Origin of the sequence: Enterobacter sp. 03-F-07-AD-ECC (genome assembly GCF_047530935.1) — a bacterium.
In the GTDB taxonomy this organism is placed as follows: domain Bacteria; phylum Pseudomonadota; class Gammaproteobacteria; order Enterobacterales; family Enterobacteriaceae; genus Enterobacter; species Enterobacter cloacae.
Window position 1 is genome coordinate 208,766 of record NZ_JBLKBZ010000006.1, and the last position, 14,960, is coordinate 223,725.

The window sequence follows — 14,960 nt, forward strand, 5'->3', positions numbered from 1 at the left end:
TACCGCCTGTTTTTGTTGGAGTGTTCTTTTATATTCAATGAAAACCCTGCCTCCGGCTACCGCTTTCATAAGGTAAATATTGAGATCTGCATCACATAATGGTTGAGTTTTCGCCGTGCAAGGCTTTAAGATCGTCTCCTCTTCTTTTGCAACGAATCTCCGACATCCCTATGACAACGAACACAGTTTCCCGCAGGGTTGCGTGGCTACGCGTGGTCACGCTGGCTATTGCCGCGTTTATTTTCAACACCACAGAATTTGTTCCGGTTGGGCTGTTGTCTGACATCGCAGCGAGTTTCCAGATGGAAACGGCGCAGGTGGGCATTATGTTGACCATTTACGCCTGGGTGGTGGCGTTGATGTCGCTGCCGTTTATGCTGCTGACCAGCCAGATGGAGCGGCGTAAGCTACTGATCGGGCTGTTTGCGTTGTTTATCGCCAGCCACGTGCTGTCGTTCCTGGCGTGGAATTTTACGGTGCTGGTGTTAAGCCGCGTCGGGATCGCCTTTGCGCATGCCGTTTTCTGGTCGATTACCGCGTCGCTGGCTATCCGACTGGCACCGGCGGGGAAACGCGCCCAGGCGCTGAGCCTGATTGCCACCGGGACCGCGCTGGCGATGGTGCTGGGCCTGCCGATTGGCCGTATCGTGGGGCAATACTTCGGCTGGCGTACCACGTTCTTCGCCATTGGCATGGGAGCGCTGGTTACCCTGGTGTGTCTGGTAAAACTGCTGCCGAAGCTGCCAAGCGAACATTCCGGCTCACTGAAAAGCCTGCCGCTGTTGATGCGTCGCCCGGCGCTGCTGAGCATTTATCTGCTTACCGTTATTGTGGTCACCGCCCACTATACGGCTTACAGCTATATCGAGCCGTTCGTTCAGGTGGTGGCCGGTTTTAGCGGCAATTTTGCCACCCTTCTCCTGCTGCTCCTTGGCGGGGCGGGCATTATTGGCAGTATTCTTTTCGGCAAGCTTGGCAATCAGCACGCTTCAGCGCTGGTGAGCAGCGCCATCGGTTTGCTGCTGGCGTGTCTGCTGCTGCTGATGCCCGCCGCGGGCAGTGAAAGCCAGCTGGCGATCCTCAGCCTGTTCTGGGGTGTGGCGATCATGATTATCGGTCTCGGGATGCAGGTGAAAGTGCTGGCCCTCGCGCCGGATGCCACAGACGTGGCGATGTCGCTGTTCTCGGGCATTTTTAACCTGGGCATTGGCGCGGGTGCGCTGGTGGGCAATCAGGTGATTCTGCACGTGTCCATGTCGGCGATTGGCTATCTGGGGGCCATTCCGGCACTGGTGGCGCTTATCTGGTCGGTGTTGATCTTCCGTAAATGGCCGGTGGCGCTGGAGGAACAGGGGCAGCACGGGTGACGTCTGTTTGTGCCGGGTGGCGGCTACGCCTTACCCGGCCTACGAGTCCAATTGGACTGTGAAATTAAATTGCGTTCTGCATTAATATTCCGCTTCTTCACTGCCACCCAAATAATAGTATCTGTCGTCGGTCATTTTGGTCTGGCAAGTATAGATGTCGGTTCTGACAGAGAGCGGCGTTTGTTCTGATGATGCGTCGCTAATTTTTCCGCATTTTTTTGCTTTTTCGTTAATCCAGGCATTCTGTTCTTTTTTCATAGAGGTTTTAACAGAAGCAGGAAGTTGCTTCCAGAGATCGTTCAGACGTTTATCGCTATCAGCAAAAATATATTTGGCATTATTTAATTTACTGATGAGTTCGTCCTTCTCGAGGTCGTTTTTATTCATAATAAGAATTGTTACCCCAGCCAATGATTCAGAAACATAATCCCTGTTTCCGTATTCATATGAAACAGAAATATCTTTACCGTTATCGGCCAGGGACATTGAATAGACAAATTTGTCCCACTGAACGCTGTTGTTTAGAATTTTACCATCGCCGTTAGTTATCCCTCCCAGTTGGTTCGGATGGGATCCAATGTAGCTCATGATATCTGCTGGCACGGTGAGTGAAACTTTAGCATTACAGCTAAGTATCGCTTTATTATCTTGATTGGTTTTTGTGGTGACGTTTTCTAAAACAAGCCCGATCTCATTCACTTTAGCAATGTAATCCTTAAGCGGTTTGCCATAGAATTTCGAAGGTGAAGAGATATATGTTTTCTGTAGTTTACTAACCGCATCATTTCTGATTTTCGACTGCGTAGCAGAAATAGCGTCTTCACGACCGCATTTAAAATCAGGTGTTGAATCGAACAGACCAGCGTTGGCATTTAATGCAAGAAACAAAGAACTTAAAGCAATAAGAGACGTTTTAGCACGCATATTCATATATCCTGAGAAGAAATGAGTGCAGTACGTTACTTTAAGTGGTAACACACGGCAAGCAAGGCAGCGCTTTTTTTAACTCAGAAATAAGTGAAAGAAATAATTTTCAGAATTGATTTATATTCACATGAATTATCGATATAGGCGTAGGCCGGGTAAGCGCAGCGCCACCCGGCAATGACCTCAGTGGTAAGTCTTAATAATCTCCAGCACGCCGTTAATAATAAACTGCACGCCCATACATACCAGCAAGAACCCCATCAGACGGGAAATCGCCTCGATACCGCCTTTGCCGACCCAGCGCATAATTGCCCCGGAACTGCGCAACGATGCCCACACAATAATGCCGATCAGTGCAAATATCAGCGGTGGCGCTACGGTCACGACCCAGTCCGGAAACGTAGTGCCGTCACGTACCGTTGAGGCAGAACTGATGATCATCGCAATGGTCCCTGGCCCTGCCGTGCTCGGCATGGCTAGCGGTACAAAGGCGATATTCGCACTCGGTTCGGTCTCCAGCTCTTCGGATTTGCTCTTCGCTTCAGGCGATTCATGCGCTTTTTGCGCCGGAAACAGCATGCGGAAACCGATAAAGGCCACAATCAGCCCCCCGGCGATACGCAGACCCGGGATGGAGATCCCGAAGGTATTCATCACCAGCTGACCGGCGTAGTAAGCCACCATCATGATGGCGAACACATACACTGAGGCCATCATCGACTGATGATTGCGCTCTGCGCTGTTCATATTCCCTGCCAGCCCGAGGAAAAGCGCTACCGTCGTTAACGGGTTGGCCAACGGCAGCAATACCACCAGCCCAAGACCAATTGCTTTTATCAAATCCAACATAGTGCGTCGTTGTCCTTATCCATGTTTATCACCGCAATTATAGGGTGAAAGTGTGACATTGAGCCATTCACGCAACGTAACGATTATTTTCATAAAGGAACGATAACCCTGCGTTATCTGTATGATTTGAAAGACCTCAACAAAAGTTCATGAAACGTTTTAGCAATTCGTGGCATCCGCAGATCCATTCAGTTGACTTATACTTGCCTGAGCAATAATATCTGCCGTGATTAAACTACTTGCCAGGGCAACCATTGTGAAAAGCACCAGTGATATCTTCAACGACGTTGTTCCGCTGGGTCGTCTTATTCATCTGGTTAATCAGAAAAAAGACCGCCTGCTGAATGACTATCTGTCGCCGCTGGATATCACCGCAACGCAGTTTAAAGTGCTGTGCTCCATTCGCTGCCAGGTGTGTATCACCCCGGTTGAGTTAAAAAAGGTGCTCTCTGTCGATCTGGGCGCGCTGACCCGCATGCTGGATCGTCTCGTCTGTAAAGGATGGATAGAACGAAGCCCTAACCCGAATGACAAGCGCGGCGTCCTGGTGACACTCACCAGCGACGGTGCGGATATGTGTGAACAATGTCATCAATTAGTAGGACAAACACTGCATCAGGAACTAACAAAAAACTTAACGGCAGAGGAAGTGGCAACGCTTGAGCTTTTGCTTAAGAAAATACTGCCGTAAACAGAAAAAGAGGTATGACGATGTCCAGACGCAATACTGACGCTATCACTATTCATAGCATTTTGGACTGGATCGAAGATAACCTGGAATCGCCGCTCTCCCTTGAAAAAGTGTCAGAGCGTTCAGGTTACTCCAAATGGCACCTGCAACGGATGTTTAAAAAAGAGACCGGTCATTCATTAGGTCAATATATTCGCAGCCGCAAGCTGACGGAAATTGCCCAAAAACTGAAAGAAAGCAATGAACCGATCCTTTATCTGGCGGAGCGATACGGGTTTGAATCGCAACAGACCCTGACGCGTACGTTTAAGAACTACTTCGACGTGCCGCCTCATAAGTATCGTATCACCAGCGTGCCGGGTGAATCCCGATACCTTTATCCGCTAAAACATTGTAGTTAATCATCGCCTGTAAAGACGTAACCGAGGAAATCATGAACGTTACCGCCTCCGCCGCCCTCGCCTTGCTGGTGCTTTTTTCCAGCCAGACCTTCGCGGAGCAACCCCCTCGTGCAACGCAGCAAAATAATCATGACACGATGATTTTGCCGTCAGCACATAGCCAGTCCCCTTATGATTTCAACCACATGGGGTCTGGTAGCGACAAATCCGACGAATTAGGCGTGCCTTATTATAATCAGCACGGCTTCTGATTCGTTTTGCCCCGCCGATGCGGGGCTTTTTTCTGCCCTAATTCCGCACTCGCGCCGCCCGACGCACGCGTAAGCCAAACACGTTGATATACAGCCCGGCCATGATCAGCACCGCGCCAAGCAGCTGTAATGCACTCAGCTTTTCGTCCAGCAAAATCGCAGCGCTCGCCAGCCCGACAACCGGCACCAGCAGTGATAACGGCGCCACGCGCCAGGTTTCGTAGCGCCCCAGCAGAGAACCCCAGATCCCGTACCCGATAATGGTGGCGACAAACGCCAGGTAGACCAGTGAAAGAATAGTGGTGAGATCGATTTCAACCAGACTCGTCAGCATCACCGCCGGGCCATCAAAAATCAGCGAGGCCATCATAAACGGCACAATCGGGATTAGCGCGCTCCAGACCACCAGCGACATGACCTGCGGGCGTGTTTCATGCTGCATGATCAGCTTGTTGAAAATATTGCCGCAGGCCCAGCTCAGCCCCGCTGCCAGCGTCAGCATAAAGCCCAGCAACGCCACGTGTTGACCATTCAGGCTGGCCTCAATCAGCACCAGCACGCCAAACACGGCCAGAGTGATCCCCGCCAGCTGTTTGCCCTGTAAACGCTCGCCAAAAACAAACGCACCGAGAATGATGGTGAAGAACGCCTGCGCCTGCAGCACCAGCGAAGCAAGACCGGCAGGCATACCGAACTTAATGGCGCAGAACAGAAATGCAAACTGGCCAAAGCTGATGGTCAGGCCATAACCCAGCAGCAGCGTTAGCGGGATTTTCGGGCGGGCAACAAAAAACAGTGCCGGGAAGGCGACCAGCATAAAGCGCAAACCGGCCAACATCAGCGGGGGCATGTTATGCAACCCCACTTTGATGACCACAAAATTAAGTCCCCATACGATGACCACCAGCAGTGCCAGCAATCCGTCTTTACGCGTCATACCCTGCCCCTGATTTATTAATAATTTGTTAACACTTCAAGGTAACAGAAAAAAGTGCGTCGCGAGAAGATCATTAATTCTGGCAGGCAGTTGAAGCACTTACGGATAAATTGGGCGCTATACAAGCCTCTTATGTCGTGATACTCCTTTTAGGACACACTATAAAAAGCATAAGCATTTGTCGGGCAGGAATATGAAACCATCTCTCAGGCGCTCAACCGCAGCGCTGCTGGCATCGTCATTGTTATTAACCATCGGTCGTGGCGCCACGCTGCCGTTTATGACTATTTATCTCACGCGCGTGTTTAACATGAGCGTCGAGAATATTGGTTATGCCCTGACCATCGCCTTGACCATCGGCGTGGTATTCAGCCTGGGGTTTGGCATTCTGGCCGATAAGTTCGATAAAAAGCGCTACATGTTGATCGCGATTGTGGCGTTTATCGCCGGTTTTGTGGCGATCCCGCTGGTCAATAACGTCACCCTGGTGGTGCTGTTCTTTTCGTTAATCAACTGTGCCTATTCTGTTTTCTCGACGGTGCTGAAAGCCTGGTTCTCCGACGTGCTGACCTCCAGTGAAAAAGCCCGCGTTTTTTCGCTGAACTACAGTTTTTTGAACATCGGCTGGACGATCGGGCCGCCTCTTGGCACGTTTCTGGTGATGTACAGCCTGCAGCTGCCGTTCTGGCTGGCCGCGTTCTGTGCCGCTCTGCCGCTGGGGTTTATCCACTTCTTTGTGCAAAAAAGCATTGCGTTAGATATCGCGGAGCAGAAGACAACGTGGCAGCCGTCGGTTTTGCTGAAAGACCGCGCGCTGTTCTGGTATACGCTCTCTGGCCTGCTCGCGTCATACGTCGGCGGGTCGTTCGCGAGCTGTATTTCGCAGTATGTTCTGGCCGCACATGCAGACAGTGATTTCGCCGAAAAGGTGGTCGCCGTGGTTCTGCCCGTCAATGCCGCCGTGGTGGTGACGCTGCAGTACGCACTCGGACGCAAAATCTCTGCCAGCAATATTCGCCCGTTGATGACAGCCGCCACCCTGTTTTTTATCGTGGGGTTGGGTGGCTTTATGATCTCCAGAGAAAACCTGATTTACTGGGGCATCGCCGCCGCCATCTTTACGCTGGGTGAGATTATTTATGCGCCGGGTGAATATATGTTGATCGACAACATTGCCCCGCCGGGTATGAAAGCAAGCTACTTCTCCGCTCAGGCGCTGGGCTGGCTCGGCGCGGCGGCCAACCCGATGATCACCGGCATCATCCTGACCCATTTGCCGCACTGGTCGCTGTTTATGATTATGATGGCGGCTATCGTCATTGCCTGGCTGATGATCCTGCGTGGAATGAGCGTGAAGCGTGAAGATTGCGTGTCGGGTAGCGCTGCGCTTACCCGACCTACAAAACCCTGATCGCAGGCCGGGTAAGGCGTAGCCGCCACCCGGCAACAGCAACAGCCTAGTGGTGCAGCATCTCCTCCACCACCTGCTCTTTGTACATCTCGTTTGGATAATAGGTCGGCCAGTTATCCATCTCTTTCAGCAGTGCCTCGTGGGAGGTATTGCCCATAAAGATGTGGAAGTGGAATGAGGCTTTTGGCGCAATGGTGTGGTCGCTGAACTGAACAAACTTCGGTGCCTTGCTGCCCGCGTCCTTACACTCAAACAGATAGCGAACACCTTTTTTGCCTGACGCGTAGGTCAGAATTTTGTAGCCGCTGTAATCATACTGACAGCGGCTGACCTCTTTACCTTTATGGAATTCCATGACGTTATTTTCGATGCCGATAGCCTCCACATCGGTGGCGTACCCCGTGCGGTAATAAGCTTTGATCTCGTCGAACGTTTTATTATCCTTCTGCGCCTTCTTTCTGAAGACCGGATCCAGCGAGCCATCCAGCAGGAAGGGATAAACGGACTGCCAGGTGCCGTCCCAGTCCGACAGTTTCCGGTCCTTAACGTCTTTGTCCGCAAACACGCCGTTTGCCGCCTTTTGCTCCGCTTCGGTCATCTGGTGACCGTGTGAGTGGGCAAACAGCTGGCCGCTGACCAGCAGCGCCCCCAGAGTCATCGCAAATTTTCCAATATGTGCAGCCACAACAGTATCCTCACTCCGTTTTTATAAGAATGAGGATGTTATATTATAACATTTCAGATCGCAACCTGTCCGCGAACGCCCTCCTGCTCCATGTTTTCTCCCCGTCCTCGCTGGATAATGGTGCCGCGAGACATGAGCAGATAGCTGTCTGCCAGCGCTGCCGCAAAGTCATAAAACTGCTCCACAAGCAGGATCGCCATGTCCCCCCGGTCTGCAAGCTGGCGGATCACGTGGCCAATCTCTTTGATTACCGAGGGCTGAATGCCTTCGGTAGGTTCATCGAGGATCAGCAGCTGCGGACGGCTCGCCAGGGCGCGACCTATCGCCAGCTGCTGCTGTTGTCCGCCAGAGAGATCGCCTCCGCGTCGATGCTTCATCTCTTTTAATACCGGGAAAAGCTGCCAGATTTCCTCCGGGACATGTTTTGCTTCGCGGGCTGAAAAGCGCGAGAGCCCCATGAGCAGATTCTCTTCCACGGTTAAGCGCGGGAAAATCTCACGTCCCTGCGGTACATACGCCACGCCAGACTGCACCCGCTGGTGCGGCTTGCTGTGGGTGATCTTTTTCCCCTGCCAGATAACCTCACCCGTTTTCGCCGGGATCAGCCCCATCAGACACTTCAGCAGCGTGGTTTTACCCACGCCATTGCGCCCCAGCAGGCAGGTCACTTCGCCGGTGATAGCCTCAAAGCTCACGCCGCGCAGAATATGGCTTCCACCGTAATATTGATTCAGTTCGTTAACCTGTAACATCAAGGCTCCTTAGCGTCCCAGATAGACTTCAATCACCTGTTCGTTGGCCTGCACCTCGCGAAGCGAGCCTTCTGCCAGCACCTGTCCCTGATGCAGTACGGTCACGCGATCGGCAATGGTTTCAACAAACCCCATGTCATGTTCAACCACCATCAATGAGTGTTTGCCTGCCAGGGTCCGGAAAAGCTCGGCGGTGTACTCGGTCTCCGCGTCCGTCATCCCGGCGGCGGGTTCGTCCAGTAACAGCAGATGCGGATCCTGGACCAGCAGCATACCGATCTCGAGGAACTGTTTTTGCCCGTGCGAAAGCAGCCCGGCGCGACGGTCGCGTTCACCGGCAAGCCGCAGCAGGACCAGCATCTCATCAATACGATCGCGCTGCTCGCCGTTGAGTTTGGCCCGCAGGCTTGCCCAGACGGACTTGTCGGTTTTCATGGCAATCTCAAGGTTTTCCCATACCGTCAGCGCCTCAAATACCGTCGGTTTCTGAAACTTGCGGCCAATCCCCTGGCGCGCAATGGCGGCTGGCTCAAGCTGGGTCAGATCTACCGACTGGTCATAAACGGCTTTGCCACTTTTCGGCCGCGTTTTGCCGGTGATCACGTCCATCAGCGTGGTTTTTCCCGCGCCGTTTGGCCCAATCACGCAGCGCAACTCCCCCACGCCGATGTTCAGCGTGAGATCCGTCAGCGCCTGAAACCCATCGAAGTTGACGTTGATCTTATCCAGCTGCAGCACCGGATCCGTCTGCTCGCGATAGCGATCCCCGGGCAACTGGCGAGTGAATAATCCTTCTGCTGGCTGCATTATTTCTCTCCCTTACGAAACAGGCCGTAGACGCCGCGCGGTAAAAACAGCGTAACCGCGATAAAAATCAGCCCGAGAAACAGCTGCCAGTATTCCGGCATTGCGACGGTGAAGAAACTCTTCGCGCCGTTCACCAGCGCCGCACCAATGACCGGGCCAACCAGCGTGCCGCGGCCGCCCAGCGCTACCCAGATGGCGGCCTCAATGGAGTTGGTCGGCGACATTTCACCGGGGTTAATAATCCCGACCTGCGGCACATAGAGCGCTCCCGCCAGGCCACACAGCATGGCGGAAAGCGTCCATACCAGCAGCTTAAATCCCTTCGGATCGTAGCCGCAAAACGTCAGGCGGTTTTCAGCGTCGCGCACGGCGGTGAGAATACGGCCAAACTTGCTTCTGGCGAGGGCAAAGCCGATGCCAAGCGTGAGGAGCAGCAACATGACGGTCGCCAGAAACAGCGCGATACGGGTCGTGGTCGCGGTGATGGAGAACCCCAGCAACGTGGTAAAACCGGTAAAACCGTTATTGCCACCAAACCCGGTTTCGTTGCGAAAGAACAGCAACATCCCCGCGTAGGTCAGCGCCTGCGTCATGATCGAGAAATAAACCCCTTTGATTTTTGAGCGAAAGGCAAACCAGCCAAACACCAGCGCCAGCAGCCCCGGCACCATCACAATCAGTACCAGCGCCCAGGCAAAGTGCTGGGTTCCCCACCAGAACCACGGCAGTTCACTCCAGGAGAGAAACGACATAAATGCGGGCAGCCCATCGCCCGCGGCCTCGCGCATCAGGTACATCCCCATGGCGTATCCGCCCAGGGCGAAGAAGATCCCGTGACCCAGCGAGAGCATACCGGCATATCCCCATACCAGATCGAGCGCCACCGCAACGATGGCGTAGCACAGGATTTTGCCGAGCAGCGTCAGCATCCAGGTCGACAGCGCCAGCGGATGGGTGGCGGGCAACATCGCAAAGAACGGCAATATCAGCAAACACGCCACCAGCAGGCTGCCTGCTATCTGCGTTGTGCGTGGCGCTTTTCGCGCCAGTTTTAAGGTAAGTGGCTGGCTCATCAGTCAGTGACCCTCCCTTTCAGCGCAAACAATCCCTGCGGACGTTTCTGAATAAACAGAATGATGGCCACCAGAATGACGATTTTGCCCAGCACGGCCCCCATCTGCGGCTCAAGAATTTTGTTGAAGATCCCAAGGCCAAACGCCGCCGCCACGCTCCCCGCCAATTGTCCAACGCCGCCAAGAACCACCACCAGGAAGGAGTCGATAATGTAACCCTGGCCCAGTTCCGGCCCGACGTTGCCCAACTGGGAGAGCGCCACGCCGCCTAAACCGGCAATGCCGGAGCCCAGACCAAACGCCAGCATATCGACACGCCCGGTCGGCACCCCGCAACAGGCCGCCATGCTGCGGTTTTGCGTTACCGCACGCACGTTCAGGCCGAGACGGGTTTTATTCAGGACCAGCCAGGTGAAGAACAGCACCATTAGCACAAAGCCCAATACCACAATGCGGTTCCACGGTAGCGTCAGGTTGGCAAACACCTGCACCCCGCCGGACAGCCAGGCCGGGTTTGCCACCTCCAGGTTTTGTGCGCCAAACGTCATGCGTACCAGCTGAATCAGCATCAGGCTGATACCCCAGGTGGCGAGTAATGTCTCCAGCGGACGACCGTAGAGATGGCGGATCACGGTGCGTTCAAGGATCATCCCGATGCCTGCGGTCAGGCAGAAGGCGACAGGCAGCGCGACGACCGGATACAGCGCCAGCCACTGAGGCGTGACGCTGGCCATGATCTGCTGAACCATCCACGTGGCGTACGCCCCAAGCATCAGCATCTCGCCGTGCGCCATGTTGATGACACCCAGCAGCCCATAGGTGATCGCCAGCCCCAGCGCCGCCAGCAGCAGGACCGAGCCCAGCGACAGCCCCATAAACGCCTGCCCGAGGAGATCGCCCCACATCAGACGGTGCTGTATTTGGCTCAGGCTCTCCCCGGCGGCGGCACGCACGCGGGCATCCGGTTCGGTTTGCGTCTGGGTATATGGCATGAGTCGGGATGGCACGTCCGGGTCGTCAGATTGCCCGAGCCGTTCAATAGCCTGAAGACGCACGTCAGCCTGTGGGCTGGCGAGCTGGAGATTAGCCAGCGCCAGCAGCAGCGACTGGCGCGCCACATCGTCCGTTTCACTGCTTACCCGCGTTTGCAGGAGGCCGATCATTTCCGGCTGCGCATCCCGCTGTAACTGGTGCGCGGCGGCACGCCGCTGCGTGACGTTGTCACTGATAAGCTGATGCGTAGCGTTGGCCGTGGCGGCCAGCACACGCAGACGATTGGTCAGGCGTACGGCTTTGGTTTGCCCTTCTGCAGCAGGGGAATCTCCCAGCGCCACCATCTCGCCATTGCGTCGCGCAAAGGCATGTTTCTGGCTGTCGGCAAACAGATTTTCGTTTTGCAGCGCCTGCAGTAACGGCAGTCTTGCGGCATCCGGCGCGAGAGCCCAGCGGGTCAGCATATCCGCCTGCTGGCTGCGGCTGGCGGCAACAAATTGATCGGCATCCGATGCCTGCGCCATCCCTGGCAGCAGCCCGGTAAGCCATACAATAGCGATCATCATGCGCATGGCGTTCATGACTTTTCTCCCTGCAGTAATGGCTTAGTTGCTGGCGGTCTTCATCGGCTGATCGGGCTTTTTATCGTTCCCGGCGATGAACGGGCTCCACGGCTGGGCGCGTACCGGCTCTTCCGTCTGCCAGACCACGTTAAACTGACCGTTACCTTCGATTTCACCGATCATGACCGGCTTATGCAGGTGATGGTTGGTGGCATCCATGGTGAGCGTAAAGCCGGAGGGTGCCTTAAAGGACTGTCCGGCCATGGCCGCGCGCACTTTATCCACGTCGGTGGTGCCTGCTTTCTCTACCGCCTGCGCCCACATGTGGATCCCAACATAGGTGGCTTCCATCGGGTCGTTGGTGACTACGGTATCGGCGTTAGGCAGCTTATGGGCTTTGGCATAGGCTTTATAGTCCGCCACGAAGGCCTGGTTGGTCGGGTTATCGACGGACTCGAAGTAGTTCCACGCGGCCAGGTTGCCGACCAGCGGTTTGGTGTCAATCCCGCGCAGCTCCTCTTCGCCAACGGAGAACGCCACCACCGGGACATCGGTTGCTTTCAGTCCCTGGTTAGCCAGTTCTTTGTAGAACGGGACGTTAGAATCGCCGTTGATGGTGGAGACCACCGCGGTTTTACCGCCTGCGGAGAATTTCTTGATGTTGGCGACAATGGTCTGGTAATCACTGTGCCCGAACGGGGTGTAGACCTCTTCGATATCTTTGTCTTCCACGCCTTTGGAGTGCAGGAAGGCGCGCAGGATCTTGTTGGTGGTTCGCGGGTAGACGTAATCCGTGCCCAACAGGAAGAAGCGTTTAGCGCTACCGCCGTCTTCGCTCATCAGGTACTCCACCGCCGGAATGGCCTGCTGGTTTGGCGCCGCACCGGTATAGAAGACGTTCGGCGACATCTCTTCGCCTTCGTATTGCACCGGATAGAACAGCAGACCGTTCAGCTCCTCAAACACCGGCAGTACGGATTTACGTGACACCGAGGTCCAGCAGCCAAACACCACGGCCACTTTATCCTGGCTCAGCAGCTGACGCGCTTTTTCGGCAAACAGCGGCCAGTTAGAGGCCGGGTCAACCACCACTGGCTCCAGTTTTTTACCCAGCACCCCGCCTTTGGCGTTGATCTCGTCAATCGTCATCAGGGCGACATCTTTCAGGGGCGTTTCTGAGATCGCCATCGTGCCGGAGAGCGAATGCATAATCCCCACTTTGATGGTATCGGCCGCCTGCGCGCCAAAACTCATCCCCATAGCAACGACTGACGCAGACAACGCGAAGGCTTTTAATAATGTACGACGGTGCATATTTTCACTCCTGAAAAAGAACGCTGTGCGAAGACGTCCGTTACGGCATGGACGCGGAAAAATGTCTCAGCGAAACAGGAGCAAAAAGGATGCCAGGATGAATAACGTGCTATTGCAGGATGTGTAACGCGGGATGTAAAGAGAACGACTCAGAATGGTACAGCGCTGCACTTTTATAATGCAGCGCTGTGACGACGGGATTACCAGACTTCGCTGGCGATCTGCGTGACCAGACGCACTTTGTCCCACTGCTGGGCTTCACTCAGGGTGTTGCCCTCTTCGGTGGAGGCAAAACCGCACTGCGGGCTGAGGCAGATCTGCTCTTTTGCCACGTATCTGGCCGCCTCCTCCAGGCGCGCCTTCACCCCTTCAGGGTTTTCCAGCTCGCCATTTTTGGTGGTGATCAGCCCAAGTACCACCTGCTGCTTGCCCGGGCGGACAAAGCGCAGCGGTGCGAAATCACCGCTACGGTCATTGTCGTACTCCAGGAAGAAGGCATCGACGTTCACCGTGCCGAACAGCACCTGGGCCACCGGCTCATAGCCGCCTTCGGAAATCCAGGTGGAGCGGAAGTTACCGCGACAGACATGCAGACCGATGGTCAAATCGTCTGGTTTTCCTTCCAGCGCCTTGTTCAGCACGCGGGCATAGGTACGCGCCAGCTCATCGGCATCTTCCCCGCGCTCGCGGATCTGACGACGCTGGTCATCCGAACAGAGGTAGGCCCAGACGGTATCATCCAGTTGCAGATAGCGACAGCCTGCATCATAAAATGCCCGGATGGCGTCGCGCCAGGTGATGGCCAGATCGTCAAAATAGTCATTCAGATCAGGATAGACCGTCGCATCGATGTCTTTGCGACCGCCACGGAAGTGCAGCACGCTCGGGCTGGGAATGGTCATTTTTGGCTGCGCGTTGCCTCTGATGCTTTTCAGGTAGCGGAAGTCTTCCAGCATCGGATGATCGCCAAAGCCCAGCTTGCCGGTGACGCGCACGCCGTGCGCTTTGGTCTGCACCCCGTTGAACTGAATGCCCTGCTGTGAATCGTAACGCTCAACCCCCTGCAAACCATCGAAGAAATCGAAGTGCCACCAGGCGCGACGGAACTCACCGTCGGTGACCACGTGCAGGCCGCAGGCGCACTGCTGTTCGACCACCTGGCGGATCGCGTCATCTTCCACCGCGCGAAGCTGCCCGGCATCAATCTCACCGCGGGCAAACTGCTGGCGAGCCTGTTTGATGGCATCCGGGCGTAAAAAACTGCCGACTACATCGGCGCGGTATGGGGCGTGCTGTCGCTGCATGGAAATCTCCTCTGTCTGCCGGCGATAATTGCCAGCAGTGATAATTCATCTCTTGAAGCTTTAGACTTCTGGATGTCTAAATGTCCAAAAAAGATGACATACCTGCTGTATCCCGGCAAACGAGAAAATTTCACGACAGTTGAAATTTATTCATGTTCACAACGCGGCAGCGGTTTCGCTACTGGCAAACGCGTACTGTTCGTCCTCCCAGCCGGTGATGCCGCCAATCATGATTTTCACGGGCAGTCCGAGACGCGCCAGCTTCAGTGCGGCTCTGTCCGCGCCGTTACAGTGCGGCCCCGCGCAGTACACCACAAACAGCGTATCGGCCGGCCACTGCGCCATGCGCGCCTCAGTGATCTGGCTCCAGGGCATATGTATCGCGCCGGGCACATGACGACGGGCAAACTGCTCAGGTTTCCCGACAACATGCAGCAACACAAAGTCCTGCTCGTTATTCGTCAGCGCATGGTGCACATCGGCACAGTCTGTTTCGACGCTCAGGCGACGCAGAAAATGGGTAACGGCTTCCTGCGGCTCGGCAGCCGGAAATTCAGTAACATAACTCATGATCCTTCCTCATCTTTGGCGTTTGTGTTAACACTACTCTATCCAGAAATTGATCACGTGAATGC

16 protein-coding genes are annotated in these 14,960 nt (G+C 54.8%); 5 read left to right on the forward strand and 11 right to left on the reverse strand.

The features are described 5' to 3' along the window. Window positions 1–170 precede the first annotated feature (170 nt). A complete protein-coding gene (locus ACMWKA_RS12065) occupies window positions 171–1,367 on the forward strand; it encodes a sugar transporter (RefSeq protein WP_044158412.1) in 1,197 nt (398 codons plus the stop codon). 81 nt (window positions 1,368–1,448) lie between these two features. On the opposite strand, the gene ACMWKA_RS12070 is transcribed toward ACMWKA_RS12065, so the two are convergent. Further along, window positions 1,449–2,291, reverse strand: coding sequence for a lysozyme inhibitor LprI family protein (locus ACMWKA_RS12070; protein ID WP_414760277.1), 843 nt, complete (start codon window positions 2,289–2,291; stop codon window positions 1,449–1,451). 186 nt (window positions 2,292–2,477) lie between these two features. Then, window positions 2,478–3,143, reverse strand: a complete 666-nt coding sequence (locus ACMWKA_RS12075) for a MarC family NAAT transporter (RefSeq protein ID WP_013096626.1) — start codon at window positions 3,141–3,143, stop codon at window positions 2,478–2,480. A gap of 256 nt (window positions 3,144–3,399) precedes the next feature. Here ACMWKA_RS12075 and marR point away from each other — a divergent pair, with 256 nt between their 5' ends. The 3 genes from marR to marB are packed head-to-tail and all read left to right on the forward strand — an operon-like array spanning window position 3,400 to window position 4,486. Beyond that, on the forward strand, window positions 3,400–3,834 hold the full coding sequence (marR, locus tag ACMWKA_RS12080) for a multiple antibiotic resistance transcriptional regulator MarR (protein ID WP_013096627.1): 435 nt from the start codon (window positions 3,400–3,402) through the stop codon (window positions 3,832–3,834). Window positions 3,835–3,854: 20 nt separating this feature from the next. After that, window positions 3,855–4,235 (forward strand): MDR efflux pump AcrAB transcriptional activator MarA, encoded by a 381-nt coding sequence (marA, locus tag ACMWKA_RS12085; protein WP_008502237.1) that lies wholly within the window; start codon window positions 3,855–3,857, stop codon window positions 4,233–4,235. Between the two features lie 32 nt (window positions 4,236–4,267). Beyond that, window positions 4,268–4,486 carry a multiple antibiotic resistance protein MarB gene (gene marB, locus ACMWKA_RS12090; protein WP_013096628.1) on the forward strand — a complete coding sequence of 73 codons (219 nt, stop codon included), beginning with the start codon at window positions 4,268–4,270 and terminating at the stop codon, window positions 4,484–4,486. A 37-nt stretch (window positions 4,487–4,523) separates the two neighbouring features. Here the strand turns inward: marB and eamA are convergent, their stop codons facing one another. Continuing rightward, on the reverse strand, window positions 4,524–5,423 hold the full coding sequence (gene eamA, locus ACMWKA_RS12095; protein ID WP_057071881.1) for an O-acetylserine/cysteine exporter: 900 nt from the start codon (window positions 5,421–5,423) through the stop codon (window positions 4,524–4,526). Between the two features lie 193 nt (window positions 5,424–5,616). Between eamA and ydeE the strand changes: the two genes are divergently transcribed. Further along, window positions 5,617–6,834, forward strand: coding sequence for an efflux MFS transporter YdeE (gene ydeE / locus ACMWKA_RS12100; protein WP_414760278.1), 1,218 nt, complete (start codon window positions 5,617–5,619; stop codon window positions 6,832–6,834). A 46-nt stretch (window positions 6,835–6,880) separates the two neighbouring features. Here ydeE and zinT read toward each other — a convergent pair whose 3' ends face one another. The 8 genes from zinT to ACMWKA_RS12140 form a co-directional block, all read right to left on the reverse strand. Then, complete coding sequence (zinT, locus tag ACMWKA_RS12105) at window positions 6,881–7,519, reverse strand: metal-binding protein ZinT (RefSeq protein WP_414760279.1); 639 nt, start codon at window positions 7,517–7,519, stop codon at window positions 6,881–6,883. A 53-nt stretch (window positions 7,520–7,572) separates the two neighbouring features. Further along, window positions 7,573–8,271, reverse strand: a complete 699-nt coding sequence (gene urtE, locus ACMWKA_RS12110) for an urea ABC transporter ATP-binding subunit UrtE (protein ID WP_020688612.1) — start codon at window positions 8,269–8,271, stop codon at window positions 7,573–7,575. Window positions 8,272–8,280: 9 nt separating this feature from the next. Beyond that, entirely contained in the window at window positions 8,281–9,078 is a 798-nt protein-coding gene (gene urtD, locus ACMWKA_RS12115) for an urea ABC transporter ATP-binding protein UrtD (protein WP_013096633.1), read from the reverse strand. Further along, a complete protein-coding gene (urtC, locus tag ACMWKA_RS12120; RefSeq protein ID WP_038980651.1) occupies window positions 9,078–10,151 on the reverse strand; it encodes an urea ABC transporter permease subunit UrtC in 1,074 nt (357 codons plus the stop codon). Before urtC ends, urtD begins: the two co-directional genes overlap by 1 nt. After that, window positions 10,151–11,725 (reverse strand): urea ABC transporter permease subunit UrtB, encoded by a 1,575-nt coding sequence (gene urtB, locus ACMWKA_RS12125; RefSeq protein ID WP_262816194.1) that lies wholly within the window; start codon window positions 11,723–11,725, stop codon window positions 10,151–10,153. Before urtB ends, urtC begins: the two co-directional genes overlap by 1 nt. Window positions 11,726–11,749: 24 nt before the next feature. Then, a complete protein-coding gene (gene urtA, locus ACMWKA_RS12130) occupies window positions 11,750–13,021 on the reverse strand; it encodes an urea ABC transporter substrate-binding protein (RefSeq protein WP_013096636.1) in 1,272 nt (423 codons plus the stop codon). 200 nt (window positions 13,022–13,221) lie between these two features. Further along, window positions 13,222–14,325 carry a cobalamin-independent methionine synthase II family protein gene (locus ACMWKA_RS12135; protein ID WP_414760280.1) on the reverse strand — a complete coding sequence of 368 codons (1,104 nt, stop codon included), beginning with the start codon at window positions 14,323–14,325 and terminating at the stop codon, window positions 13,222–13,224. A gap of 156 nt (window positions 14,326–14,481) precedes the next feature. Beyond that, window positions 14,482–14,895, reverse strand: coding sequence for a rhodanese-like domain-containing protein (locus ACMWKA_RS12140; protein WP_013096638.1), 414 nt, complete (start codon window positions 14,893–14,895; stop codon window positions 14,482–14,484). Between the last annotated feature and the right edge of the window lie 65 nt (window positions 14,896–14,960).

Bases quoted from the DNA above. Each gene is read 5' to 3' on its own strand.
- marA (WP_008502237.1), top strand. From the start codon at position 3,855: ATGTCCAGACGCAATACTGACGCTATCACTATTCATAGCATTTTGGAC.
- urtC (WP_038980651.1), bottom strand. From the start codon at position 10,151: ATGAGCCAGCCACTTACCTTAAAACTGGCGCGAAAAGCGCCACGCACA.
- eamA (WP_057071881.1), bottom strand. From the start codon at position 5,423: ATGACGCGTAAAGACGGATTGCTGGCACTGCTGGTGGTCATCGTATGG.
- urtA (WP_013096636.1), bottom strand. From the start codon at position 13,021: ATGCACCGTCGTACATTATTAAAAGCCTTCGCGTTGTCTGCGTCAGTC.
- urtD (WP_013096633.1), bottom strand. From the start codon at position 9,078: ATGCAGCCAGCAGAAGGATTATTCACTCGCCAGTTGCCCGGGGATCGC.
- ydeE (WP_414760278.1), top strand. From the start codon at position 5,617: ATGAAACCATCTCTCAGGCGCTCAACCGCAGCGCTGCTGGCATCGTCA.
- ACMWKA_RS12070 (WP_414760277.1), bottom strand. From the start codon at position 2,291: ATGCGTGCTAAAACGTCTCTTATTGCTTTAAGTTCTTTGTTTCTTGCA.
- marB (WP_013096628.1), top strand. From the start codon at position 4,268: ATGAACGTTACCGCCTCCGCCGCCCTCGCCTTGCTGGTGCTTTTTTCC.
- urtE (WP_020688612.1), bottom strand. From the start codon at position 8,271: ATGTTACAGGTTAACGAACTGAATCAATATTACGGTGGAAGCCATATT.
- ACMWKA_RS12065 (WP_044158412.1), top strand. From the start codon at position 171: ATGACAACGAACACAGTTTCCCGCAGGGTTGCGTGGCTACGCGTGGTC.
- ACMWKA_RS12075 (WP_013096626.1), bottom strand. From the start codon at position 3,143: ATGTTGGATTTGATAAAAGCAATTGGTCTTGGGCTGGTGGTATTGCTG.
- ACMWKA_RS12135 (WP_414760280.1), bottom strand. From the start codon at position 14,325: ATGCAGCGACAGCACGCCCCATACCGCGCCGATGTAGTCGGCAGTTTT.
- ACMWKA_RS12140 (WP_013096638.1), bottom strand. From the start codon at position 14,895: ATGAGTTATGTTACTGAATTTCCGGCTGCCGAGCCGCAGGAAGCCGTT.
- urtB (WP_262816194.1), bottom strand. From the start codon at position 11,725: ATGAACGCCATGCGCATGATGATCGCTATTGTATGGCTTACCGGGCTG.